Source organism: Streptomyces sp. NPDC051364 (genome assembly GCF_040682115.1).
Lineage (GTDB): Bacteria > Actinomycetota > Actinomycetes > Streptomycetales > Streptomycetaceae > Streptomyces.
In genome coordinates this window covers 337450-362146 of the sequence record NZ_JBFBAH010000002.1, presented here as the reverse complement: position 1 = coordinate 362146, position 24697 = coordinate 337450, and the positions used below count along the sequence as shown (strand labels likewise).

25 protein-coding genes are annotated in these 24697 nt (G+C 71.5%); 7 read left to right on the top strand and 18 right to left on the bottom strand.

Annotated features, from left to right (window positions below):
* Positions 1-200: 200 nt before the first annotated feature.
* The 7 genes from AB0M76_RS05550 to AB0M76_RS05520 form a co-directional block, all read right to left on the bottom strand.
* Positions 201-983, bottom strand: a complete 783-nt coding sequence (locus AB0M76_RS05550; protein ID WP_365951663.1) for an ABC transporter ATP-binding protein — start codon at positions 981-983, stop codon at positions 201-203.
* Positions 976-1911, bottom strand: a complete 936-nt coding sequence (locus tag AB0M76_RS05545; protein ID WP_365951662.1) for an ABC transporter permease — start codon at positions 1909-1911, stop codon at positions 976-978. The genes AB0M76_RS05550 and AB0M76_RS05545 overlap by 8 nt, the downstream gene beginning before the upstream one ends.
* A gap of 129 nt (positions 1912-2040) precedes the next feature.
* Positions 2041-2934, bottom strand: a complete 894-nt coding sequence (locus AB0M76_RS05540; RefSeq protein WP_365951661.1) for a glycosyltransferase — start codon at positions 2932-2934, stop codon at positions 2041-2043.
* Positions 2931-3710, bottom strand: coding sequence for a CDP-alcohol phosphatidyltransferase family protein (locus AB0M76_RS05535; protein WP_365951660.1), 780 nt, complete (start codon positions 3708-3710; stop codon positions 2931-2933). The genes AB0M76_RS05540 and AB0M76_RS05535 overlap by 4 nt, the downstream gene beginning before the upstream one ends.
* Positions 3688-4749, bottom strand: coding sequence for an iron-containing alcohol dehydrogenase family protein (locus tag AB0M76_RS05530; RefSeq protein WP_365951659.1), 1062 nt, complete (start codon positions 4747-4749; stop codon positions 3688-3690). Before AB0M76_RS05530 ends, AB0M76_RS05535 begins: the two co-directional genes overlap by 23 nt.
* Positions 4737-5489, bottom strand: a complete 753-nt coding sequence (locus AB0M76_RS05525) for a phosphocholine cytidylyltransferase family protein (RefSeq protein ID WP_266634967.1) — start codon at positions 5487-5489, stop codon at positions 4737-4739. Before AB0M76_RS05525 ends, AB0M76_RS05530 begins: the two co-directional genes overlap by 13 nt.
* Complete coding sequence (locus AB0M76_RS05520) at positions 5486-7039, bottom strand: DUF5941 domain-containing protein (RefSeq protein ID WP_365951658.1); 1554 nt, start codon at positions 7037-7039, stop codon at positions 5486-5488. The genes AB0M76_RS05525 and AB0M76_RS05520 overlap by 4 nt, the downstream gene beginning before the upstream one ends.
* A 45-nt stretch (positions 7040-7084) precedes the next feature.
* On the opposite strand from AB0M76_RS05520, the gene AB0M76_RS05515 reads away from it, so the two are divergent.
* From AB0M76_RS05515 to idi, 3 genes are all read left to right on the top strand, one after another.
* Positions 7085-7228, top strand: a complete 144-nt coding sequence (locus AB0M76_RS05515) for a hypothetical protein (protein WP_365951657.1) — start codon at positions 7085-7087, stop codon at positions 7226-7228.
* 422 nt (positions 7229-7650) lie between these two features.
* Positions 7651-8199 carry an N-acetyltransferase gene (locus tag AB0M76_RS05510; protein WP_365951656.1) on the top strand — a complete coding sequence of 183 codons (549 nt, stop codon included), beginning with the start codon at positions 7651-7653 and terminating at the stop codon, positions 8197-8199.
* 127 nt (positions 8200-8326) lie between these two features.
* Positions 8327-8926: an isopentenyl-diphosphate Delta-isomerase gene (gene idi, locus AB0M76_RS05505; protein WP_365951655.1), complete on the top strand. Its 600-nt coding sequence runs from the start codon at positions 8327-8329 to the stop codon at positions 8924-8926.
* Between the two features lie 87 nt (positions 8927-9013).
* Here the strand turns inward: idi and AB0M76_RS05500 are convergent, their stop codons facing one another.
* Together AB0M76_RS05500 and AB0M76_RS05495 are read right to left on the bottom strand one after the other, a co-directional pair.
* The gene (locus AB0M76_RS05500) at positions 9014-9562 is read right to left on the bottom strand and encodes an ATP-binding protein (protein ID WP_365951654.1); all 549 of its coding nucleotides are present in this window, start codon (positions 9560-9562) and stop codon (positions 9014-9016) included.
* A 94-nt stretch (positions 9563-9656) separates the two neighbouring features.
* A complete protein-coding gene (locus AB0M76_RS05495) occupies positions 9657-10331 on the bottom strand; it encodes a DUF308 domain-containing protein (protein WP_365951653.1) in 675 nt (224 codons plus the stop codon).
* Positions 10332-10409: 78 nt separating this feature from the next.
* Between AB0M76_RS05495 and AB0M76_RS05490 the strand changes: the two genes are divergently transcribed.
* Positions 10410-11165 carry an enoyl-CoA hydratase/isomerase family protein gene (locus AB0M76_RS05490; protein ID WP_365951652.1) on the top strand — a complete coding sequence of 252 codons (756 nt, stop codon included), beginning with the start codon at positions 10410-10412 and terminating at the stop codon, positions 11163-11165.
* Here AB0M76_RS05490 and AB0M76_RS05485 read toward each other — a convergent pair.
* A complete protein-coding gene (locus tag AB0M76_RS05485) occupies positions 11143-11778 on the bottom strand; it encodes a DJ-1/PfpI family protein (RefSeq protein ID WP_365951651.1) in 636 nt (211 codons plus the stop codon). The genes AB0M76_RS05490 and AB0M76_RS05485 overlap by 23 nt on opposite strands.
* 81 nt (positions 11779-11859) lie before the next feature.
* A complete protein-coding gene (locus tag AB0M76_RS05480; protein WP_365951650.1) occupies positions 11860-12831 on the bottom strand; it encodes a GlxA family transcriptional regulator in 972 nt (323 codons plus the stop codon).
* A 103-nt stretch (positions 12832-12934) separates the two neighbouring features.
* Between AB0M76_RS05480 and abc-f the strand changes: the two genes are divergently transcribed.
* Entirely contained in the window at positions 12935-14572 is a 1638-nt protein-coding gene (abc-f, locus tag AB0M76_RS05475) for a ribosomal protection-like ABC-F family protein (RefSeq protein ID WP_365951649.1), read from the top strand.
* Between the two features lie 23 nt (positions 14573-14595).
* Here the strand turns inward: abc-f and AB0M76_RS05470 are convergent, their stop codons facing one another.
* The 6 genes from AB0M76_RS05470 to AB0M76_RS05445 all read right to left on the bottom strand — a co-directional run bounded on the left by AB0M76_RS05470 (position 14596) and on the right by AB0M76_RS05445 (position 21285).
* Positions 14596-15366 (bottom strand): SDR family oxidoreductase, encoded by a 771-nt coding sequence (locus AB0M76_RS05470; protein ID WP_365951648.1) that lies wholly within the window; start codon positions 15364-15366, stop codon positions 14596-14598.
* Between the two features lie 55 nt (positions 15367-15421).
* Complete coding sequence (locus AB0M76_RS05465) at positions 15422-16636, bottom strand: MAB_1171c family putative transporter (protein ID WP_365951647.1); 1215 nt, start codon at positions 16634-16636, stop codon at positions 15422-15424.
* On the bottom strand, positions 16623-17123 hold the full coding sequence (locus tag AB0M76_RS05460) for a hypothetical protein (protein WP_365951646.1): 501 nt from the start codon (positions 17121-17123) through the stop codon (positions 16623-16625). The genes AB0M76_RS05465 and AB0M76_RS05460 overlap by 14 nt, the downstream gene beginning before the upstream one ends.
* Before the next feature lie 278 nt (positions 17124-17401).
* Complete coding sequence (locus AB0M76_RS05455; protein ID WP_365951645.1) at positions 17402-17728, bottom strand: hypothetical protein; 327 nt, start codon at positions 17726-17728, stop codon at positions 17402-17404.
* 147 nt (positions 17729-17875) lie between these two features.
* Positions 17876-20305: a Tex family protein gene (locus AB0M76_RS05450; RefSeq protein WP_365951644.1), complete on the bottom strand. Its 2430-nt coding sequence runs from the start codon at positions 20303-20305 to the stop codon at positions 17876-17878.
* A 116-nt stretch (positions 20306-20421) separates the two neighbouring features.
* Positions 20422-21285: a hypothetical protein gene (locus AB0M76_RS05445; RefSeq protein WP_365951643.1), complete on the bottom strand. Its 864-nt coding sequence runs from the start codon at positions 21283-21285 to the stop codon at positions 20422-20424.
* Positions 21286-21433: 148 nt separating this feature from the next.
* Between AB0M76_RS05445 and AB0M76_RS05440 the strand changes: the two genes are divergently transcribed.
* Both AB0M76_RS05440 and AB0M76_RS05435 read left to right on the top strand, forming a co-directional pair.
* Positions 21434-21886: a hypothetical protein gene (locus AB0M76_RS05440; RefSeq protein ID WP_365951642.1), complete on the top strand. Its 453-nt coding sequence runs from the start codon at positions 21434-21436 to the stop codon at positions 21884-21886.
* A 280-nt stretch (positions 21887-22166) separates the two neighbouring features.
* Entirely contained in the window at positions 22167-23672 is a 1506-nt protein-coding gene (locus tag AB0M76_RS05435; RefSeq protein WP_365951641.1) for a M1 family metallopeptidase, read from the top strand.
* Between the two features lie 47 nt (positions 23673-23719).
* On the opposite strand, the gene AB0M76_RS05430 is transcribed toward AB0M76_RS05435, so the two are convergent.
* Positions 23720-24613: an oxygenase MpaB family protein gene (locus AB0M76_RS05430; RefSeq protein WP_266661918.1), complete on the bottom strand. Its 894-nt coding sequence runs from the start codon at positions 24611-24613 to the stop codon at positions 23720-23722.
* Between the last annotated feature and the right edge of the window lie 84 nt (positions 24614-24697).

The following is a 24697-nucleotide window of genomic DNA, read 5'->3' as shown; positions in this document are numbered from 1 at the left end:
ACTTTCCCCGGGGTACCCCAGGCTGTTCACCTGCGGGGAATCGTCCCCTCTGACCGCGATTGAGGCCTGCTCCAGCTTACGCTGTACAACGCCGCGGCAGCCTCTCGGGTATTCGCTCCGCTACCGAATGTCGGCGCCGGGCGTCCCGGGCATGCCGAAGCCCCCGCCGCTCGAGGCGACGGGGGCCGGCACGGACCGCGTCAGGCGCTGGTCGCCTTCTCGTAGGCCGAGACGACTTCCTCGGTGGGCCCGTCCATCAGCAGTTCACCCTTCTCCAGCCACAGCACACGGCTGCAGGTGTCGCGGATGGACTTGTTGTTGTGGCTCACCAGGAAAACGGTTCCGGCATGCTTACGGAGTTCGCGGATGCGGTCCTCGGAACGCACCTGGAACTTGCGGTCACCGGTGGCCAGAGCCTCGTCGATCATCAGAACGTCGTGGTCCTTCGCCGCCGCAATGGAAAAGCGCAGGCGCGCGGCCATACCGGAGGAGTACGTGCGCATCGGAAGGGAGATGAAATCGCCCTTGTCGTTGATGCCCGAGAAGTCGACGATGTCGTCGTATCGCTCCCGGATCTGCTCCCGGCTCATTCCCATCGCGAGACCGCCGAGGACCACGTTGCGCTCACCGGTGAGGTCGTTCATCAGTGCGGCGTTGACACCCAGCAGCGAGGGCTGGCCGTCGGTGTAGACCTTGCCGGACTCGCAGGGCAGCAGGCCGGCGATGGCGCGCAGCAGGGTGGACTTGCCGGAGCCGTTGGAGCCGATGACGCCGATGGCCTCGCCGCGGTACGCGGTGAAGGTGACGCCGCGCACGGCGTGGACCCGGCGGACGCCCGGCGCATCGCCCTTGCCCCGGCGCATTATCTTGCTCAGCGCCGCGGTGGCGCTGCCCCTGCCGGCGCTGCCGGTGTTGACGCGGTAGACGATGTGCACGTCGTCGGCGATGACGGTGGGGACGTTGCCCCGGTTGATCTCAGCCACGGCCGTAACGCTCCTCAGCCTTCCAGAAGTACACGAAACCGCCGAGGCCGATCACGACGGCCCAGCCGACGGCGAAGGCCCAGACGTGCGGCGGCAGGTTCTCCCGGCCGTAGTCGTCGATCAGCGCGAACCGGACCAGGTCCATGTAGATCGCTGCCGGGTTCCACTGGAGCACGTCCGTGACCCACGCGGGCACGTGCCTGTCCTCGAGCGCCCCGCTGATCGAGAACATGACGCCCGAGGCGTACATCCACGTACGCGTGAGGAACGGCATCAGCTGCGCGAGGTCGGGGGTCTTGGAACCCATCCGCCCGAAGACCAGCGCGAGACCGGTGTTGAAGACGAACTGGAGCGCCAGGGTCGGGATGACCAGCAGCCACGACAGCCTCGGGTAGTTGCCGAAGCCGACCGTGACGACGACCACGACGATCATCGAGTACAGCAGCTGCTGGAGCTGCTGCATCGAGAAGGAGATCGGCAGGGAGGCGCGCGGGAAGTGCAGGGCGCGGACCAGGCCGAGGTTGCCGGGGATGGCCCGGACTCCCGCCATCAGCGAGCTCTGCGTGAAGGTGAAGACGAAGATGCCCGTCACCAGGAAGGGGATGTAGACCCCCTTCTCCATGCCCCGGCCCGCGTTCATGATCAGACCGAAGATCAGGTAGTACACCAGCGCGTTGAGCAGCGGGGTCGCCACCTGCCAGATCTGGCCGAGCCTCGCCTCGCTGTACTGGGCCATCAGCTTGGCCCGGGAGAACGCCATGATGAAGTGGCGCCGGTCCCAGAGCTGCCGCACGTACTCGGCCAGGGTCGGCCGCGCACCGCTGACGGACAGGCCGTACTTCCCGGCGAGCTCCGCGGGGCTCAGCCCCGCGTCTTCGGACGGCGGCTTGCTCGTGGCGAGGGCGCCATCCTGGGTTGTGTCACTCACAAGTTGAAACTTTCCGTCTTCAAGATGCGGCAGAAGGTGGCATCGGGCCTGGGGCGCTCGGCCCGTGATCTTGTATGTTCGGGATCACGCATGTTCCGTGATCGCGTCATGTTCTCAGACGCGGGCGTGTCAGATGACAGGCGGTCGACCCAGCCGGGTCAGCCGCCAGACCGTACGCCACTTCATGGGGCGCCGGGGACCGCAGGGGGTGGTCCAGCCCTCCTTGAACCCACCGAACCAGGCCTTGAGCGCCGGCGCCGACGGTCTGCGCAGCAGCGTCAGCAGGAGCCAGACGCCCAGGTAGACCGGGACCAGCGGGGCAGGCAGGTTGCGGCGGGCGAGCCACACCCGGTTACGGGCCACCATACGGTGATAGACCGCGTGCCGGGAGGGGGCGGTCGTCGGATGCAGGAGCACCATGTCCGCCCGGTAGTCGATCAGCCACCCTGCGTCGAGCGCCCGCCAGGCCAGATCGGTCTCCTCGTGCGCGTAGAAGAACTCGCCCGGCAGCGCTCCGACCTGCTCGAACACCTCCGTACGGACGGCGTTGGCGCCGCCCAGGAAGGTGGTCACGCGGGAGGAGCGCATCGGGTCCGCGGCGCGCAGCCGGGGCACGTGCCGGCGCTGGGTCTCGCCGGACTCCGGATCGGCGATCCGGAAGCTGACGATCCCGAGCTTCGGGTCCTCGGCGAAGGCCTGCCGGCACAGCTCGGCGGTGTCCGTGCGCTCCAGCAGCCCGTCGTCGTCGAGGAAGAGCAGGGCGTCGACCTCGCGGCCGCCGGGGCCGAAGGCCTCGATGCCGACGTTGCGGCCGCCGGGGATGCCCAGGTTCTCGGGCAGGTCCACGGTGCGCACACCCGGCGGCAGATCGGCCAGCCCGGTGACCTGGACGCCCTGGCCCACGACGACGACCTCGATCGGGTCGCCGTCCTGGCGGGCCACCGAGTCGAGGAGCGCCTTCAGCTCGTCGGGCCGGTTGCCCATGGTGATGATCACGGCGCCCAGCCGCATCGCCGTCGTCACTTGAGCCTGCTCGAGGCCAGGATCGAGACCAGGTGCAGCACGGTCTGGAGCATGGCGATGCCGGCCAGTACGGCGACGCCGAGCCGGGAGAAGAACAGGTCGCCCCGCATCTGGTCCAGGACGGCCAGCAGCAGGATGAGCAGCGAGGCCTCGATGCCGAGGACGAGCCGGTGGAACTTCAGCGCGGACGCGGCCCGGCGGGCGAGCGCCATGCCGGAGGAGCGCGGCTCGGCGGCGGCCTCCGCGACGGGCGCCTTGCCGGTCTGGTGCCGGGCGACGCCGACCAGGTCGGTCTCGGCCTTGATCAGGATGGCGCCGAGGGCCGCGAGGGTGCCCAGGAAGGCCCACAGCCAGTCGATCCGCCCGGTGCCCCACAGGTCGGAGGCGCGCAGGCCGAATCCGACGAGGACCGCCGCGTCGCACAGGTAGGCGCCGACCCGGTCCAGGTACACCCCGGAGAGGGAGAACTGCTTCTTCCAGCGGGCGACCTCACCGTCGACGCAGTCGAGCAGCAGGTACATCTGGACCGCGACCACGCCGAGGACGGCGCCCCAGATGCCCGGCACCAGCAGCGCCGGGCAGGCCAGGACACCGGCGAGGGTCATCACGTAGGTCAGCTGGTTGGGCGTGACCTTGGTGTTCACCAGGACCCGGGTGATGCGCAGGGAGATCTCGCGCATGTACAGGCGACCGCCCCAGTGCTCGCCACTGCGCCGGTCCTTGACGCCCGGCGGGTGAACGACGGGCCGGAGTTCAGCTACGGATGGTCTTGGCATAGTCGGCGTAAGCGTCCCTGATCTCGGCTGCGGACAGATTGAGGTGCTCCAGGATCGTGAAGCGTCCCGGACGGGTCTGGGGGGCGTACTCGACGGCCGCGACGAACTCGTCCACGCTGAACCCGATCTCGGCGGGCAGCACGGGCAGTCCGTGACCGCGGAGCGACTCGACGAACAGCCCGGCCTGCTCGTCGGCGCCGCGCAGGAACATCGCGAAGGCGGCGCCGAGGCCGACCTGCTCGCCGTGGAGCGCGGAGCGCCCCGGGTAGAGCAGGTCGAAGGCATGGCTGATCTCGTGGCAGGCGCCGGACGCCGGCCGGGTGTCCCCGCTGATCGACATGGCGATGCCGGTGAGCACCAGGGCTTCGGCGAGCACGGTGAGGAACGTGTCGTCGCCGCAGCCGCCGGGGTGGCGCAGGACGGCCTCGCCGGCCGTACGGGCCATGGCGGCGGCCAGGCCGTCCACGGGCTCCCCGGTGATCTTGTGCGAGAGCTCCCAGTCGGCGATGGCCGAGATGTTGGAGAGCGCGTCGCCGATGCCGGAGCGGACGAACCGCACCGGGGCGTCGCGGATCACGTCGAGGTCGATGACCATCGCGATCGGCGTGGGCACCCCGTAGGAGCCGCGGCCGTTGTCGTTGTCCAGCGTGGCCACGGGCGAGCAGATGCCGTCGTGCGCCAGGTTGGTGGCGACGGCCACCATGGGCAGCCCGACCCGCGCCGCGGCGTACTTCGCCACGTCGATGATCTTGCCGCCGCCCAGGCCGACCACGGCGTCGTAGCGACGGCCCTTTATGTCGTCGGCCAGCTTCACGGCGGAGTCGATCGTGCCGTCGACGACCGGGTACCAGTCGGCGTGCGGCAGTACGGGCTCCAGCTTGGAGCGCAGCACCTGGCCGGAGCCGCCGCTGATCGCGATCGCCAGCTTGCCGGACGCCGAGATCCGCTGGTCGGCCAGGAGGCCTGCCAGGTCGTCCATGGCGCCGCGGCTGATGTCGACGACGACCGGGGAGGGGATGAGCCTCGTCAGTACTGGCATGCGATCGTCCGGCCCTTGGCGAGGTCGTCGTGGTTGTCGATCTCGACCCACTTGACGTCGCCGATGGGGGCCACGTCGATGACGAAGCCGTCGTTGACGAGCTGCTGGTAGCCGTCCTCGTAGTACAGGTCGGGGTCGCGCTCGAAGGTGGTCTTCAGCGCCTCGGCGAGGGCCTCGGCGGCCTCCGGCTCGATGAGCGTGACGCCGATGTACTCGCCGGTGGCGTCGGACGGCTCCATCAGCTTGGTGATCTTCCGCGCGCCCTTGGCGCCGTCGACGACGACCTTCATCTCCTCGTCGGCCAGGCTCTTGACCGTGTCGAGCGCGAGGATGATCTTCTGGCCGTTGCCGCGGGCGCCGAGCAGGGTCCGCTCCACGGAGACCGGGTGGACGGTGTCGCCGTTGGCGAGGATCACACCCTGCTTCAGGACGTCACGCGCGCACCACAGGGAGTAGGCGTTGTTCCACTCCTCGGCCTTGTCGTTGTCGATCAGCGTGATCTTGACGCCGTACTTGGCCTCCAGGGCCTCCCGGCGCGCGTAGACGGCTTCCTTGCGGTAGCCGACCACGATCGCGACCTCGGTGAGGCCGACCTCGGCGAAGTTGCCGAGGGTGAGGTCCAGCACGGTCAGGCTTTCCTCGTCGCCTTCGGGGCCGACGGGCACGAGGGCCTTGGGCAGGGTGTCGGTGTAGGGACGCAGGCGGCGTCCGGCACCGGCAGCGAGTACAAGGCCGATCATGCTGGTTCTCCTTCGTCGTGTACGGCGGGTGCCCCGGAGGAGACCCAGAAGCGGATGCTCTCCACGAGCACCACGAGTGCCACGAACACGGCCAGGGCCGTGAGCGCGACGGGGAAGTCCGTGGCGCGCGTCGCCAGGACGGAGGCCAGGACCACGGTCAGCAGCACCCGGCCGTCGTGACCGCCGATCGTCCACACGAGCCACCGCGGGGGCGCGCCCGAGCCACCGCGGATGCGGTAGACCGTGTCGTAGTGATGGTAGGCGACCGCCGCGACCAGTCCGAATGCCGCGGGAAGGGCCCCGGTGACGTCCGCCTTGACAGCGAGGACCAGCACGGTGGTGTACTCGGCGGCCCGGAACACGGGCGGGACGAGCCAGTCGAGGGCGCCCTTGAGGGGGCGGGCGACGGCCGCTCCGGCGAGCACGGCGTAGAACACGGCGGCGATGATCACCTGGCGGGCGCCGAACTCGTACGCCCAGGCCGTCCACAGCAGGGCCACCGAGCCGATCACGGCGGCGGCGATCCCGGCGCCGGGGGCCATCCGGCCCACGACACGGCCCGCGAGGTCGGCCAACGGGCCCGAGTCGGCGAGGTCGGCCAGCGCCTGGGCGGCCCGGTCGGTGCGCTTGGCCTTCCGGGTCAGCGAGCGGAGCACCCGGCCGGCGGTGGTGTAGAGCGCGCCGAAGGCGCATCCGATGAGCAGGGCGTAGAACACGATCCGGGGGCTGGTGGCCGCGGTGAGCACCGCGATCATGGCCCAGCGCTCGCCGATCGGCAGGATGATCATCCGCCGGACCCAGACCGTCCAGCCGACGCTGTCGAGCTTGTCGGACAGGGCCGCGGTGGGGCTCGTATTGGCCGTGGCGTCGTGGTTGGCCTCGTTGAAGGAGAAGTCCACGACGTGCCGGCAGGTCATGAGGATCATCGCGCCGAGCGCGAGGGCCCACACGTCGTCGCCGTTCCTGGCCGCGCCGAGCGCGAGGCCCGCGTAGAAGGAGTACTCCTTCGCACGGTCGAAGGTCGCGTCGAGCCAGGCGCCCATCGTCGAGTACTGCAGCGAGTAGCGGGCGAGCTGCCCGTCCGTGCAGTCCAGGACGAAGGAGACGAGGAGGAGCACGCCGGCGGCGACGTAGCCCCAGCGCTCGCCGGTGGCGGCGCAGCCGGCCGCGATCAGCGCGGTGATCAGGGAGGCGGTGGTGACCTGGTTCGGGGTCAGGCCGCGGCGGGCGCACCAGCGGGCGATGTAGCGCGAGTACGGGCTGATGAAGAAGGTGGTGAAGAACCCGTCGCGGGACTTCACGGCGGTGCGCAGGCGCACGGCCTCGTCGTCGACGGCGGCGACGGCGGCGTCCGCCGCGGCGCGCTCCGCGCCGGTGGCGGGCACGGCGGCGACCAGGGTGCCGAGCTCGGGGCGCTGGACGGTGGTCCCGGCGGCCTCGACGGCGGCGGCGAGCCGGTCCGCGTACGGGCCGTCCCCCTGCGCCGGAAGGGCCGCGGCCTTGTCCAGGGCAGCGCGGGCGCCGGGCTGGACGGCGAGGGCGCCGGTCACTGCGCAGGCGTCGAAGCGCGGGTCGGTCAGCGCGAGCCGCAGCGCGTGGACGTGCCCGACGAAGGCGCTGTCGACGACGGCAACACGCTGGTCGGCGGGTACGCCGGCCAGCGCCGCGGCGGTGTCTTCAGGCCCGGCGGCCGGGCGGACGTCGAAGCCAAGGGAGCGCAGCTCGTCGGTGAGCGGTGATCCGGGGACCGGCAGGCCGGTGAGGATGACGGTCGACAGACGAACTCACTCCTTGCAGCGAACACTGGACGGCCGCCTGGTGGGGGCGGCGGCACGTCGGCAGAGGCTATCGGATGAAAGGAAGCCGGGGTTCACCACCCGTTTACTCCCCGACAAGCCGAATATTCCGGGGCCACGGGCCCTGGCGCGATCATCATTGACGATCACGTCCAGATACCATAAACCGCCTGGATGTCAGGGTGAAACGTCTTGTGGAACCGTCGGAACAGCCGAGCGGGAAGGAGGTGGGTCGATGACCGTCGCAGTGGTCGCTGCCGAGCGCGGCGAACTCCGGTTCATCCCCTCTTGCTTCCGGGCGTCCGGCCAGGCCTGATCACACCGATCCGCCGCGTCGGCCGGAGTCCCTTCCCAAAGGGTTCACGTTGACCGACATCACTGGTGACAAGAACAACACCGACAACACCCGCAGCGCCTGGCGCACCCGGCCCGAGACGCCGGCCGACGCGGCCGCCGTACGCGCCGTCAACCGCGCGGCGTTCGAGACCCCGCTGGAGGCGGACCTCGTGGACGCGCTGCGCGCGGACGCCTCCTGGCTGCCGGGGCTGTCGTACGTGGCCGAGGGCCCGGACGGGTCCGTGGCGGCGCACGCCCTGCTGACCCGCTGCGAGGTCGACGGGGTCCCGGCCCTCGCCCTCGCTCCGGTCGCGGCCCATCCCGCGCACCAGCGCCAGGGCGCCGGCAGCTCCGTCGTACGGGCACTGCTCACGGCGGCCGAGGAGCAGGGGGAGTCGCTGGTCCTGGTCCTCGGGCACCCGGCGTACTACCCGCGCTTCGGCTTCGTACCGGCTTCGCGGTTCGGGATCCGGGCGCCGTTCGAGGTGCCCGACGAGGCGATGATGGCGCTGCTGCTGGACGCCTCCGCGCCCGTCCCGCAGGGCACCATCGCGTACCCGGCGCCCTTCGGGATCTGACCGCTCGTGTGATCTGCCCCTCGCCGCTTACCACGCGGCGGGGGCGGACATGCGCGGATCGCCGAAGTGGGGACAAGCCTCTTTTGTACGGCAGACTGAAGGCCGAAGTCCGAAGCGAAGGATGGGTATGCCGACCACACCAGCCACCGCCGCGAACACCGCGTCCCCCGGCACCGGCACTCAGGAACCGATCATGCTCGAACTGGTCGATGAGTCCGGCAATACCATCGGCACGGCGGAGAAGCTCTCCGCCCATCAGGCGCCCGGCCTGCTGCACCGGGCCTTCTCCGTGTTCCTCTTCGACGAGCAGGGCCGCCTGCTGCTCCAGCAGCGGGCCCTCGGGAAGTACCACTCCCCCGGCGTCTGGTCGAACACGTGTTGTGGCCACCCCTACCCCGGGGAGTCTCCGTTCGCGGCGGCGGCCCGGCGGACCTACGAGGAGCTGGGCCTGTCGCCCTCGCTCCTCGCAGAGGCGGGGACCGTCCGCTACAACCACCCGGACCCCGCGTCAGGTCTGGTGGAGCAGGAGTACAACCACCTTTTCGTGGGACTGGCACAGGCGCAGCTGCGGCCGGATCCGGAGGAGGTCGGCGACACCGCGTTCGTGACCCCCGAGGAGCTGGCCAAGCGGCACGCCGAGGCGCCGTTCTCCGCCTGGTTCATGACCGTGCTGGACGCGGCCCGGCCCGCGATCCGGGAACTGACCGGTGATGCCGCGGGCTGGTAGCCCGTACGCCGCTGCGACCGCGGCGTCTCGGGCCGCGAGTCTCGGGCCGCGAGTCTCGGACCGCGGGTCTCGGACCTCGCGGCCGGCTCAGACCGCGGGGGTCCGCGCGGCCGGCGCGGTCGGCGTGGTGAGCGGCAGGGCCGCCCAGATGACCTTGCCGCCCGTCGAGGTGTGCTCGACGTCGCAGACCCCTCCGGACTCGAGCGTGATCTCGCGCACCAGGAGCAGGCCCCGGCCGCCGGTCTGGCCGAAGTCCGCTTCCAGCGCCTTGGGGCGGTACGGGTGGTTGTCCTCGACCGCCACCCGTACCCATTCCCGGCCGATGGCGACCTCGACCGCGACCTCCGGCGAGAGCAGGGCCGCGTGCCGGACCGAGTTCGTCACCAGTTCGGAGACGATCAGCAGCAGGGAGTACACCAGGTCCCGGTGGGCCGGGACGCCCTGGCGGCCGAGCAGGTCGCGGACGGCGCGGCGGGCCTGCGGAACGGATTCTTCTACAGCGGGCACGGTGAACCGCCACACGCCTTCGTACGCGAGGGGGTCGGCCGGCGCCTCCGGCTCACCCTCCTTGGCTGGCGGGACGCTCCCGCTGACATCCATCTCCCGGCCCCCGTCTTCACGCTCGATCGTCTCCACGCGTCCAGAGTGGGGAACGGGCTGGTCCAGGCCGGACCCCTGACCAGAAGTCAGCGTCAATCGGACGCTTTCTGACCGTTGGCGTATGACAGCGTCAGTTGTGCGACTGTTCCTGATCTTCTGCGGGACCCTTCTCGGCCGCGTCTCCCGCCCCGCCCGCGGCCGCGGGGACCTCGTCTTCCCTGACCAAGCCCAGAATGCGCCGGGCGCTCATGCCCAGGACCAGCAGGCTCAGCCCGTCGAACAAGAGGGCGAGGGAGAAGAAGGTTCCGATCACGTAGAGGCTGTTGCCCGGCCAGTTGGAGAGGATCAGGAAGCCCAGCAGGATGCCGAAGGCTCCCTGGACCAGGTTCAGCCACAGGTGCGACCCGCGCACCACCAGGCCCCCGACCAGCCGGAACAGCCCGCCGATGAGGAAGAACAGCGCGGCGAACATGGTCAGCGCCTCGGCGCTCGCCTCGGGCCGGCGCAGGATCACGAAGCCGGCGGCGATGTTGATCGCGGCGACCACGACGGCGAGCCAGAAGTGGTTGCTCTTGCGGGACTGGAACGCCTGGACCAGGCCCACCAGGCCGCCGGCCAGCAGCAGCCAGCCGAACAGGAACATCGTGGTCAGGGTGGCGAAGGCGGCGTAGAACAGACCCACCAGCCCGGCCACCACCAGGAGCAACCCGAGCACGGCCAGCAGCCCGAAACTCCGCTTGAGGTGCTTCTTGTCCGTGGCCTCGGCACCGGCCCTGGTCCCGGCCGCGGAACCGTCTGCGCCCATGGTCGTGCCACCTTTCAGCACCCCCCGGACGGACTCCCCTTGATCATAGGTTCGGCCGACCGGGATAGCATCCGGCGCATGGATGCAGCGCTCTTGCACACCGTCGCCGACGGGGTCGCCACGGTCGTCATCTCGCATCCCGCCAAGCGCAACGCCATGACCGCGGCGATGTGGCGGGCCCTCCCGGAGCTGCTGAACGGGCTCGCGGCCGACCCGGCCGTACGGGTGCTCGTCCTGACCGGGGCCGGCCCGACCTTCTGCGCGGGGGCCGACATCTCCTCACTGGCCGGGGACGCGGAACCGCAGGCGCTGGCCGTGGCGGCGGAGGAGGCCCTGGCCGCCTTCCCGAAGCCGACGCTCGCGGCGATCCGCGGATTCTGCGTGGGCGGCGGCAGCCAGCTGGCTGCGGCCTGCGATCTGCGCTTCGCGGAGGAGGGGGCGTCGTTCGGGGTGACCCCGGCGAGGCTGGGCATCGTCTACGCCGCGTCCTCGACCCGCCGGCTGGCCGCGCTGGTCGGCCCGGCGGTGGCCAAGTACCTGCTCTTCTCTGCGGAGTTGATCGACGCGGAGCACGCGTTGCGCGCGGGCTTCCTGAACGAGCTGCTGCCGTCCGGGCAACTGGACAAGCGGGTAGCGGACTTCGCCCGGATCCTGACCACCCGCTCGCAGCTGACGCAGGCGGCGGCCAAGGAGTTCGCGGACGGGCGCACGGACCGGGACGGGTACTGGGCGGAGCAGGCGGCCGGAAGCGGCGACACCGCGGAGGGCGTCGCCGCGTTCCTGGAGCGCCGTACCCCGTCGTTCGGCTGGACTACCGGGGGTCGAGCGGGTTGACCGCGCGCAGCCGCGCCACGATCTCGGCCGGGGCCTTGTCCGGCGAGCCCGCGTCGTAGGGCGGCTGGGGGTCGTACTCGGTCATGAGCTGGACGGTCTGGGCGTACTCGTCGCCGGCGATGCGGCCGAGGAGGCCGAGGCCCATGTCGATGCCGGAGGACACCCCGGCGGCGGTGACGTACTTCCCGTCGTACACGACGCGCTCGCCGGTGGGTTCGGCGCCGAAGGCGGGCAGCCGGTCCAGGTAGAGCCAGTGTCCTGCGGCCCGCCGCCCCTTGAGCAGCCCGGCGGCGGCCAGGAGGAGCGAGCCGGTGCAGACGGAGGTGGTCCAGGTGGTGGTGGCGTCGACGGCGCGCAGCCAGTCGACGACGGCCGGGTTCTCCATCTCCACCTCGGGGTGGGGTCCGCCGGGCACGATGACGATGTCGGGCCGGGTCACCTCGTCGAGCCCCTTGTCGGCGACGAGCGCGAGCGCGCCGTTGTCGGTCCGCACCGGCCCGGGCCGCTCCGACACGAACACGACCTCGGCGCCGGGAAGCCGTCCGAGGGTGTCGAAGGGCCCGATGGCGTCGAGCGCGGTGAACCGGTCGTAGAGCAGGACTGCGATCTGCATGTTTCCTCCTGAGTGGTGATCCGGACAGACGGCGCCGGTGAATCCGGCCCCGCCGGCGTTTCAGGCGCGGGGGCGGGCTGGTCACGTGCGGTCGGGCCCGAAGCGGCGGCGGTATTCGGCCGGGGGCTGGCCCAGGGTCTTCACGAAGGCCCGCCGGAGGGCCTCCGGCGTGCCGTAGCCGCAGGCCCGGGAGATCTGGGCCACTCCGTCCCCCGAGTCCTCCAGCAGCCGCCGCGCGTGCTCCACGCGCACCCGCTCCACGTAACGCCCCGGCGTCACCCCCGTCTCCGCCTGGAACGCACGGGCGAAGTGCCGCGGCGACAGCCTGGCCCGCGCCGCCAGGGACTCCACGCTCAGGTCCGCCCCCGGATGCTCCGTGATCCACTGCTGCACCTCCCGCAACGGATCCCGCTGCGCGGTCTGCGCCGCCAGCTGCGCGCTGAACTGCGCCTGGTTCCCGGGCCTGCGCAGGAACACCACCAGGTGCCGCGCGATGTCCAGCGCGAGCTCCCGGCCGTGGTCCTCCTCCACCAGCGCCAGCGCGAGGTCGATCCCCGCCGTGACCCCGGCCGAGGTGGCCACCCGGCCGTCCCGTACGTAGATCGGGTCCGGTTCGACGGTGACCTTCGGGTAGTCCCGGGCCATCTGCTCGCACACGTACCAGTGCGTCGTGGCCCGCCGCCCGTCCAGCAGCCCGGCCTCGGCCAGCAGCAGCCCGCCCGTGCACACGGAGACCAGCCGCTCCGCGCCTTCCCCGTGCGCGCGCAGCCAAGCGGTGAGCCGCGGCTCGAAGTCCCCCCGGTACTGGCCTCCCGGCACCAGCACGGTGGTCCCCGGTCCCGGCCTCGCGCTCGCCAGGTCCCCGTCCGGCACCAGCGTGAGCCCGCTGCTCGTCCGTACCGGCGCCCCGCCCGGGGACACCGTACGGATCGCGTACCCGTCCCCGGCCCGCCCCGGGAAGCGGGCGACCGCGGCGAACACCTCCACGGGCCCGGTCACGTCCAGGCTCTGCACGCCGTCGTAGAGGACGACGAGCACGTTTCGCAACGACATGACCCCATGGTGTGACGCCGTGCCGATGACCGCAATGACCTCCATCCCACCTTTACAGCCACGGTCCGGAGGCGCGGAGGGGCGCGGATAGGATCGACGGACCATGACTGCAACCCTCGTCGCCAAAAACCTCACCGCCGCGCACGGTGAGCGCACGCTCTTCGCCGATCTCGACCTCGTCGTCGCGCCCGGCGACGTCATCGGCCTCGTCGGCGTCAACGGCGCCGGGAAGTCCACCCTGCTGCGCCTGCTCGCCGGCCTGGACACGCCCGAGACCGGTGAGCTGCGGCTCTCCCCGCCCACCGCCGCCGTCGGCCACCTGCCCCAGGAGCCGGAGCGGCGCGCAGAAGAGTCCGTACGGGAGTTCCTGGCCCGGCGTACGGGCGTCGCCGCCGCCCAGACGGCGCTGGACGTGGCGACCCAGGGCCTGGTCGACGGGACCCCGGGCGCGGACGACGCGTACGCGACGACGCTGGACCAGTGGCTGAACCTCGGCGGCGCCGACCTCGACGAGCGGGCCCAGGAGGTCGCCGACGAGCTCGGGCTCGCCGTAAGCCTGGACCTGCCGATGACCGCGCTGTCCGGCGGTCAGGCGGCCCGCGCGGGCCTCGCCTCGCTGCTGCTCTCCCGCTACGACGTCTTCCTGCTCGACGAGCCGACGAACGACCTGGACCTGGAGGGTCTGGAGCGCCTCGAGCAGTTCGTGAAGGGCCTGCGCGCGGGCACGGTCGTGATCAGCCACGACCGCGAGTTCCTGACCCGGACCGTCACCAAGGTCCTCGAACTGGACCTGGCCCAGCAGCAGATCAACCTCTACGGCGGCGGCTACGACGCCTACCTGGAGGAGCGCGAGCGGTCCCGTACGCACGCCCGCGAGGAGTACGACGAGTACTCCGACAAGCGCGCGGCGCTCGAAGGCCGGGCCCAGATGCAGCGCGGCTGGATGGACAAGGGCGTCAAGAACGCCCGCCGCAAGGCCACGGACAACGACAAGATCGGCAAGAAGTTCCGCAGCGAGGCGAGCGAGAAGCAGGCCTCCAAGGCCCGCCAGACGCAGCGCGCCATCGAGCGGCTCGAGGTCGTCGACGAGCCCCGCAAGGAGTGGGAGCTGCGCATGGAGATCGCGGCGGCGCCGCGCTCCGGCTCGGTCGTCGCCACCCTGAACGAGGCGGCCGTCCGGCGCGGGGACTTCGCCTTCGGCCCGGCCAGCCTGCAGATCGACTGGGCGGACCGGGTGGCGATCACCGGCGCCAACGGCGCGGGCAAGTCCACCCTGCTCGCCGTCCTGCTCGGCCGGCTGACGCCCGACTCCGGTGCGGCCACGCTCGGTTCGGGTGTGCTGATCGGCGAGGTGGACCAGGCGCGCGGGCTCTTCCTCGGGGACGAGCCGCTGCTGGAGGCCTTCTGCGCGGCGGTCCCGGACACCGAACCGGCCGAAGTGCGCACCCTGCTGGCCAAGTTCGGCCTGAAGGCCGTGCACGTACTGCGCCCGGCGGCCACGCTCTCCCCCGGCGAGCGCACCCGGGCGGCCCTGGCACTGCTCCAGGGCCGCGGGGTGAACCTGCTGGTGCTGGACGAGCCCACGAACCACCTGGACCTTCCGGCGATCGAACAGCTGGAGTCGGCCCTGGAGGCGTACGAGGGCACTCTGCTGCTGGTCACGCACGACCGCCGGATGCTGGACGCGGTACACGTGACCCGCCGCCTGGAGGTCGCGGACGGCAAGGTCACCGAGCTCTAGTGCCGCGTCACTAGCCCGCAGGCTTACTGCTTCGGCGCGCGCCGTTCGCGGGCCAGCCGCTCGGCCACGAGGCCGCGCGGCAGGTGCCGTACGGCGAGCGCGTACGCCTGGTAGCGGCGGCCGGTGATGCTCACCGGCCGGCGCAGGGCCAGGTCCCGCAGGGCCTTGGCCACCACGGCCTCGGGCTCCAGCCACACCGCCTCGCGCAGGGCGCTGACGTCCAACCCGGCCCGCGCCTGGAACTCGGTGCGGGTGAACCCCGGGACCACCGCGAGCACCCGGACCCCGTACGGCGCCATGTCCACCCGCAGGGACTCGCTGAACGCGGTGACCCAGGCCTTCGCGGCCCCGTACGTCCCGGTCGGCAGCAGTCCGGCCACCGAGGAGACGTTCACCACCGCGCCCCGGCGGCGCTCGCGCAGCCCCGGCAGCAGGGCGTGGGTGAGCCGCAGCGGGACCTTCACCAGCAGGTCGAGCATCCGCTCCTCGTCCTCGACCGGGCTGTACGGGAACGGCGCGGGGAGCCCGAAGCCCGCGTTGTTGACCAGGATGTCCACGGGCCGGTCCCGGTCGGCGAGCCGCTCGGCGACGGCCGTGCAGTCCGCGTCGTCCAGCAGATCGGCGGGCAGCACCTCGGCGGCCGTGCCGAACTCCCGGCCGAGCTCCCGGGCCACGGCTTCGAGGCGGTCCTTGTCGCGGGCGACCAGGACGAGGTCGCAGCCCTTGGCCGCGAAGCCGCGGGCGAAGGCGGCGCCGAGTCCGGCACTGGCCCCGGTGATCAGAACGGTGGTCAACAGAACGTCACTTCCTACGGTTGTTCAGGGTTCAGGCCCTCAGGTCCCCAGGTCTTCAGGTCCCCAGGTCCTGCACGGCGTTCGGGCGTTCCGGGGTGAAGTCCGTGGTCGCCGGCGAGCCGTAGGCCTGCGCCACGTCGACCAGGAACCGGGCCTCGTCGTCCAGGTCGCCGCCCTCGGCGGAGGTCTGCATCGCGGCCGGCAGCTCCCAGGCCGCATCCTCCCCCGGCTGTCCGGGCCGTCCTGCGAGCTTCGCCTGCCGCGCCTCCTTCAGTACGCAGGCCAGCGCGGCCGCGGTGCGCCGCTGCTCGGGGATCCCCTGCCTGGTGACATGGCTGCGGGCGAGCTCCGGGACGCCCGGGGCGACGTACTCGCCGAGGATCAGGATCGCGTCGCGGGTCTCGATCACCTTGCGGTACACCAGAAGGTTGCGCGGGACCGGCGGCCACAGCAGCTCCACGACCCGGCCGGCCCGCGGCTTGGTGAGGGCGACGTGCGGGACGGCCTGGACCAGGTCGTGCCACAGCGGCCACAGCCGCCAGGCGGTGGCGATGTCGGCGCTCGTGCGGCGCAGGACGAACAGGGTCGGCACGAGGATCGCGACGGCGCGCAGCAGCCCGTGCAGGTTCATCATCAGCGGCAGGGCGGGCATCGCCCAGGTGCTGCCGAACAGGGCCTTGAGGAGGTACACGAACCAGAACAGGCCGGCGAGCGCGGTGCCGAGGCCGAAGAGCCGCAGCCCGGCGGCGAGGCCCCGGCTCTCGCTGCGGCGGCTGTAGCGCCAGCAGAGGGAGACGCAGGTGATGTTGGCGAGGAGGTGCGCGGAGATCAGGAACAGCCAGTACGCGAGGGAGGGCACCGGATCGCCCTGCGGCGGGATGGTGTGCGTGCCGTGCGCGGGCGCGGCGGTGTCCAGCACCACGAGGATGGTCAACCAGGCCACCGTGCCCGTCCAGGCGGCGAGTTGGAGGACCCGGCCACGGGTGGCGGCGGCGACGAAGTAGAGCACGGTGCCCGCGGAGAGCACGCCGATGAGGTTGCGGACGAGCCCGACGGTGTGCGCGTAGTCCGGGTCCCGCATCGCGTACATGACGATGTCCGGGAGGTTCAGGGTCATCGCCGCCGCGGCGGTGGCGACGGCGAGCCACAGGCCGCGCTGCTGCGGGGAGCGCAGGGCGGCCGGGGCGCGCAGCAGGACCGCGATCCAGAGGCAGACCACGCTGGGCACGGCGAGCCAGTCGCCGAAGGCGGTGAGCTCAGCGGCGCCCATGGTTCCCCCGCCCGTAACCCATGGCGGATTCCAGCCAGGCGAGGGTGCCGCGGGGTGCGGCGGACTGCGGGCAGGGGCCCGTCGTACGGATGCGGATCATGCTGGCGAGCATCTCCGCCTCCCGCTCCTGGCTGGTGGTGTAGTTGGTGCGGCCGAGGACGACCGGGGCCTGCCCGTCGGTGTCCTCCGCCTCCAGGGAGTGGTGGCCGAACAGGATGTGCCCGAGCTCGTGGAGCACGATGTGCTCGCGGTGGAGCGGGGTGGTCTGGGCCTCGTAGAAGACGTAGTCGACGGTGGCGGTGCCCACCCACAGCCCGCAGACCCCGGATTCCGCCGCCTCCTTGGGGAGCGGGTGCAGCCGGATGGGGCGCCCGCGCTGCTCGGCGATCCGGTTGCACAGCCCTTCGAGGGAGAAGGGATGGGCCAGATCCAGATGGCCGAGAATCTTCTCGCACCGTTTACGGAGGCTGGGTTGCGAGTGGGGCATGTGATCCCTCTTCGGACCCTTTCGCGGGCAGCGTCGGTAGGCGTGCGTGGGCGTGGGCATGGCGTCCTGTGCCTTCAAGGCGGCCTCTGGGAGTGGGGTCCTGAGGGGAGAAACGGAAGCCCGCTCACCAGCCGGCGAACGGGCGTTCCACCATGCCTACAGATCTTGTACGGGAGTTCGCAAGGCAGCTGCCCAGGTGGGGTGCCTATTCGGCCACCCCGGAACCCGCCCCACCGCCGGCTGGTGGCCACAACCACACCCTCGCGTTTCCCCCGATGCTACGGCCGCTCCTGCGTGCCCGCGCGGAGCACCAGCAGGGCGTAGCGCAAGGCCAGCAGGAACGCCGGTACCAGCAGGGCCAGCGGCAGGATGCTCCACTGCCCGAAGCCCGTGGCGAACAGGGCGACGGCGATGACGCCGAACACGACCGACGCGACGGCGGTGACGCCGAGGTTCGACAGGCTCCGCTCGCGCGGACGGTCCAGTTCGGCCTCCACGTGGCGGCGTGCCGCGTCGAGGGCGGCTCGGCGGACGCGCTCGTGTTCCAGCAGCCGATGCCAGTTCTCAAGATAGTGGCCGCCCCGTTCGGCCAGCCATTGCTTCATCCGTCCGTGCCACTCCCCGCTCGCGGAAGGTCTGGGGTCGCAGAATCCCATATTTCCCGTGCGGCGGCTCGGAGTTGACGATCCGGAGGAAGCCGGCCCCCGCGGCTCCTTCGGCCGACCGCCGGAGGAGCCGCGGGCTGCGCAAGGTCAGCGCTTGCGGCGGTCCTCCGGGGCGCCGGTGAGGCCGGCTCGGCGGAGGGCATCCGCCATCGCGCTGTTGGCCGGGGCCGGGGAGCCGCTGCCGCCCTGGCCTCCCTGGCGCTGGCCGCCCTGGCCGCCGCCCTGGCGCTGGCCGCCTCCGCCCTGGCCGCCTCCGCGCTGCTGCGGGGGACGGCCGCCGCCGCGCCGGTCCTGCCGGTCCTGCCGGTCCTCGCGCTGCCGGGGTGCGCCCGCCGAGCGGTCGGCCTCGTCCTCCAGCCTCAGGGTCAGCGAGATCCGCTTGCGCGGGATGTCCACGTCCATGACCTTCACGCGGACGATGTCGCCCGGCTTGACCACGTCCCGCGGGTCCTTGACGAAGTTCTTCGACAGCGCCGAGACGTGGGCCAGCCCGTCCTGGTGGACGCCGATGTCGATGAACGCCCCGAAGGCGGCCACATTGGTGACCACGCCCTCCAGGATCATCCCGGGAGCCAGGTCGCCGATCTTCTCGACGCCCTCCTTGAAGGTGGCCGTCTTGAAGGCGGGCCGCGGGTCGCGGCCCGGCTTCTCCAGCTCGCGCAGGATGTCCGTCACGGTCGGCAGGCCGAAGGCCTCGGTGACGAACTGCTCCGGCCGCAGCGAGCGCAGTACGCCGGTGTTGCCGATCAGGGCCGCCACCTCGCTGCCGGCCGTCTTGGCCATGCCCCGGACCAGCGGGTAGGACTCGGGGTGCACGCTGGAGAAGTCCAGCGGGTCGTCCCCGCCGCGGATCCGCAGGAAGCCCGCGCACTGTTCGTACGCCTTCGGGCCGAGCCGGGCCACGTCCTTGAGCCCCTTGCGGCTACGGAAGGGGCCGTTGGCGTCGCGGTGGGCCACGATGTTCTCGGCGAGGCCGCCGCTGATGCCCGAAACCCGCGAAAGCAGCGGCGCGGAGGCGGTGTTGACGTCCACGCCGACGCCGTTCACACAGTCCTCGACCACCGCGTCGAGCGAGCGCGAGAGCTTCACCTCGGCGAGGTCGTGCTGGTACTGGCCGACGCCGATCGACTTGGGGTCGATCTTGACGAGCTCGGCGAGCGGGTCCTGGAGGCGGCGGGCGATGGAGACCGCGCCGCGCAGCGACACGTCCATGTCCGGGAGTTCCTGCGAGGCGAAGGCGGAGGCCGAGTACACGGAGGCGCCCGCCTCGGACACCATCACCTTGGTGAGCTTCAGCTCCGGGTGGCGGGCGATCAGGTCCCCGGCGAGCTTGTCGGTCTCGCGCGAGGCGGTGCCGTTGCCGATGGCGATCAGCTCGACCGCGTGCTCCTTCGCGAGGCGCGCCAGCTTCGCGAGGGCCTCGTCCCACTTGTTGGCCGGGACGTGCGGGTAGATCACCTCCGTGGCCACGACCTTGCCGGTGGCGTCCACGACGGCGACCTTCACACCGGTACGGAAGCCCGGGTCGAGGCCGAGCGTGGCCCGGGTGCCGGCGGGGGCCGCGAGCAGCAGATCGCGCAGGTTGGCGGCGAAGACCCGGACGGCCTCGTCCTCGGCGGCGGCACGCAGCCGCATCCGCAGGTCGATGCCCAAGTGCACCTGGATCTTCGTACGCCAGGCCCAGCGGACGGTGTCGGCCAGCCACTTGTCGCCGGGGCGGCCACGGTCGTTCACGCCGAAGCGGCGCGCGACCATGCCCTCGTACGTGGACGGGCCGGGCGTCTCGCTCGGCTCCTCCGGCTCCAGGGTGAGGTCGAGGACGTCTTCCTTCTCACCGCGCAGCATGGCGAGGACACGGTGCGAGGGCAGCGCGGTGAAGGGCTCGGCGAATTCGAAGTAGTCGGCGAACTTGGCGCCCGCCTCCTCCTTGCCCTTGCGGACCTTCGCGGCGAGCCGGCCGCGGCCCCACATGCGCTCGCGCAGTTCGCCGATCAGGTCGGCGTCCTCGGCGAACCGCTCGGTGAGGATGGCGCGGGCGCCCTCCAGCGCAGCGGCCGGGTCCGCGACGCCCTTGTCGGCGTCCACGAACGCGGCCGCGGCGGCGGCCGGATCCACCGACGGGTCGGCCAGCAGGCCCTCGGCGAGCGGCTCCAGGCCGGCCTCGCGGGCGATCTGCGCCTTGGTGCGCCGCTTGGGCTTGAACGGGAGGTAGATGTCCTCCAGCCGGGCCTTGGTGTCGGCCGCGTTGATCCGGGCCTCCAGCTCGGCGTCGAGCTTGCCCTGCTCCCGTACGGAGTCCAGGATCGCCGCACGGCGGTCTTCGAGCTCGCGCAGATACCGCAGCCGCTCCTCGAGGGTGCGCAACTGGGCGTCGTCGAGCATCTCGGTCGCTTCCTTGCGGTAGCGCGCGATGAACGGCACGGTGGAGCCGCCGTCGAGCAGCTCGACGGCGGCCTTGACCTGCCGCTCCCGTACGCCGAGCTCCTCGGCGATCCTGCCTTCGATGGACATCGTCACGATCGGGTCCCGCCTGCCTTCGTTTGCACTGGAAGGCTGCCAATTGTGGCAGGTGGCGGTGACGGGGGCCGGGAGCCCCGCGCCCGGGCCTGTGCCCGGGCCGGCGCCCGGCCCCGTCAGGCCTTGCCGAAGGCGTCGGCGGGGAAGGCACCGGCGGCGAAGGCCTTCATCACGAATCCGCCGCCGAGTTCGGCGAGCCGGGCCAGGCCGTCCGCGCCGAGGTGCTCGTACGGGGCCGCGTCGAGGCGGTCGGTGTCGGTCTCGACGCGCTCGCGTACGGCCTTGCCCTCCTCGGTGAGCTCGCCGTCGGCGGTGAGGATCCCGCGCTCGCGCAGCCGGTCGGCGGCGGCGTCCAGGTCGGACTGCTCCCAGCCGCGGATGGCCTTGTTCCACTTCGCGGTCATGCCGCGGCCGGTGGCGGTGTGGCTGACCAGGGCCTCGAGCGGGTCCAGCCCGGCGAGGAGCAGGGCGGCGAGGTGGCCGTCGCCGCGGTGCTCGCGCAGCAGGGTGGTGGCGTGCCACAGGCGCAGGTGCGGCTCCTCGGGTACGGGGAGGTCGGCGTGGGCGGCGTACAGGGTCCGGGCGTGCCGGCTGCAGCCCTCGGTGGCGCGCAGGGCGAGGTCCGCGGCCTCGGCGAGCTCGGGGGACTCGACGGCCTCGTTGCCGAGCAGCCGGCGCAGGGTGCTGTCGGCGGCGCGCAGCCGGGCGGCGAGGGCCTGCTCGGGGGTGATCGTGTCCCAGACGGCGGGCAGGTGCCGGGCGACGAAGTCGTGGCGGTAGTTGTAGAAGGTGGCGGTGACCGTCCCGGCTCCGACGGCGCCCATGGCGGCGGACCGCGAGGCAAGGTTCACGGCGGGCCGCTCGGTGACACCGAGGGCGGCGAACTCCTTGCCCAGGTCGGGCGAGAAGTAGATGGTCGCGTGCAGCGGGTTGATCGCTGCATGCCAACAGTTGCGGGCGGCGCGCACAGGAATCGTCATACCGCTCAGGTTACCGACCGCTCAGTATGTCCGGTAGTCCGGGCCGCTCGCCGGACCGTGAAGGAAACGTGAGATTGGCAAGGGGCGCTTGGCCGGCAGGCAGTTGCCGTGCATAGGATCGAGCCGATACCAACGGGGAGGCGTGAACATGTCAGGTGAAGGCGGTCAGGTGTCGGACCTGCAGGTCGGCATGCGGTTGAACCACGTGCCTGTCGATCCGAGCGGACCGACGGGTCCGACCGGGCCGGCCAAGCCGATGGGGCCGTTCGTTCCGGGCGGGCCCGGGGACTTCGCTTCGACGCCGGCCGAGAAGAAGACCGCGGCGAACACGATCGAGAACGAGCTGGAGCCGAACACCAAGAAGGCCGCGGAGCACGCGGACACCGACACCGGCACCGCCCAGAAGGGCTTCGAGGGCTGGGAGACGGCCGCCGGACTGAAGAAGGTCGCGGACACCTGGGACCAGCAGGTGAAGAACCTGATGGGCCGCCTGTCGGCGGAGAAGACCGCACTGCGCGGCGCCTCGGGCCTGTTCGCAAGCAACGACACCGGCATCGGCAACCAGTTCCAGTCGACGCAGTCGAAGCTGAACGGCATCTGAGGGGCCGCACTGCATCGGACGGCCGCACTCACTTTCTGGCCTTTCTTCGGCACTTCGCCGCCCCGGGAGCCGGCGGTACGCGCATCCGGATCGGGCTCTTCGGGAGGGTGAGCGCCCGGCTGTGCCGCAGTCCGGGCCCGGTGCGACCGTCGGCCCGTGACGGCCGAATGGCGATCGTGTGACAGCAGGGGCCATGGACATGACGTGGGGGGTCAGGCGTGAATACGGTCGGACGACAAGGCCTTGATCGGAACTGACTCCCTACCCATTGGAGCTCTTCGTGCACCGCAAAGTCATCGCCCCGAGCGTGCTCGCCGCTTCCCTCCTGCTGGTGATCCCGGCGTCGGCGGCGAGTTCGGTCCAAGGGGCCCCGGGTATCGGTGATCCCTACTACCCGGCCAGCGGCAACAGCGGATACGACGTGTCCCACTACGACCTGCGCCTGCAGTACCAGCCGAAGACGGACCTGCTGGAGGGCACCGCCACCCTGCTGGCCACCGCCAAGCAGGACCTCTCCCGCTTCAACCTGGACTTCGGCCTGAAGGTCAGCGAGATCCGGGTCAACGGCGCCAAGGCGAAGTTCGCCACGTCCGGGGACCACGAACTGGAGGTGACCCCCGCCCAGCCGCTGCAGAAGGACAAGCCGGCGAGCGTCGTCGTCAAGTACGCAGGAAAGCCCTCGGAGTTCAAGATCGACGGCTGGTCGGCCTGGCAGCGCACCCCGGACGGCGGTATCGCGGCGCAGGAGCCCGACTCGGCCGTCTGGTGGTTCCCGAGCAACGACCACCCGCTCGACAAGGCCACCTTCGACATCTCGGTCAACGTCCCCGACGGTACGCAGGCCATCAGCAACGGCGTGCTCCAGTCGCAGAGTTCCCGGCTCGGCTGGACCCGTTACAACTGGCGCTCGAACAAGCCGCAGGCCACGTACCTCGCCACCCTCGCCATCGGCAAGTTCGACGTCACGACCGACAAGACGGCGAGCGGGCTGCCCATCCTCAACGCGTACAGCAAGGACCTGGGCGACAACGCGGGCGCGGCGCGCGCGAGCGTGGAGCGGACCGGCGAGGTCGCCGAGTGGCTGGAGGGGGTCTTCGGGCCGTACCCCTTCAACGCCCTGGGCGGCTACGTGCCGAACGTGCCCTCCAGCTTCGCGCTGGAGACGCAGACCCGGCCGTTCTACAGCCCGAAGCAGTTCTCGAACGGCGCCAACGTCTCGGTGGTCGTGCACGAGCTGGCCCACCAGTGGTACGGCGACAGCGTCTCCGTCGACGGCTGGAAGGACATCTGGATCAACGAGGGGTTCGCCCGCTACAGCCAGTGGCTCTGGTCGGAGAAGGAGGGCGAGGGCACCGCGCAGGAGCTCGCCGACTGGGCGTACGGGCTGCGCGCGGCGGACGACCCGTTCTGGCAGGTCAAGCCGGGCGACCCGGGCCCGGACAACCAGTTCCACGGAGCCGTCTACGACCGCGGCGCGATCGCCTTGCAGGCTCTGCGCAACGAGATCGGCGACGAGAAGTTCTTCCAGATCCTCAAGGGCTGGCCGACCGAGCGGGCCTACGGCAACGCCAAGGTCGGGGACTTCGTCCGGTACGCGGAGAAGGTGTCGAACAAGCCGCTGGCCCAGCTGTTCGAGACCTGGCTGTACACCCCGGGCAAGCCGGCGTTCGCCCCGCCGGCCGCCGCGGCCCCGACCGCCCGGTCCCTCAAGGCCCCCGCCGCGAAGCCGGTGGAGCCGAAGTCCTGGAAGAAGATCGCCGAGACGAACACGATCCACGAGCACTGATTCCCGGTCGCATTCCCGGTCGTACGAGTACCCCGCGCCGGCGCCCTTCAGGGGGTGCCGGCGCGCCACCGCTCCCGCGCCGCCCGCGCGATCGGCAGGTACCGCAGCCGTTCCGGGAGCAGCGGTACGAGGAGCCGTACGGCCGTGCTGAACCGCCGGAGCCTGCGCTCCTGGGCCGGGCTCCACTCCAGCCCGATGGCGGCGCGCGCGTCGGGCGGCATGTACCCGACGGTGACGAAGGCCCGGAAGTGCAGGAACGCCGCCCGGAGCACCGGCCACGTGAGCCGCAGCAGCAGCCGCACCGGCAGCGAGCCGCCCTCGGGCCGGGGCAGCGGCACATCCGTGGCCACCAGCTCGCGGGCGACCTTGGTGGGCTCGATCTCCTCGGCCAGCATCCGGCGGTAGTAGACCCAGTACTCCTCGATGCTCTGCGGCATGTCCCGGTCACGGACGCCGAGGATCCGGCCCACCTGGAGCCACTCCCGGTACAGCTGCCGCTCCTGGGCGGGGGTGAAGCGGCGCAGCAGGTAGCGCCCGGCGTACAGGTAGATCGGGAACCCGGTCGCGTGCACCCAGGAGTAGCAGGCGGGGTCGAGGGAGTGGTAGCGCCGGCCCCGGGTGTCGATGCCCTGGATCTCCTTGTGCAGGCGGCGCACCCGGCGGCCCTCCTCGGCGGCCTCCTCCCCGCCGTACACCCACAGCTGGACGGAGCGCAGCGAGCGCTCGCCGCGCCCCCAGGGGTCGGTGCGGAAGACCGAGTGCTCGTCGACGCCGGCCCCGATCGCGGGGTGGGCGACCTGCATGGTGAAGGCGGCGGGCAGCATCAGCAGGGCCCGGATGTCGCCGGAGATGGTCCAGAGCACCCCGCCGGGCGCCGGCGGCTCGGGATCGGGGCGGCGCGCGGCCGTCGGTCCGGGTGCGGGAAGCCCTGTTTCTCTCATGGTTCCAGTATGCGAGTGCCAAACGTCCGCTCCCGGACAGAAAGTCTTGTCACGGGTGTTACCCAGAGGTAACCGCGGCTGCTT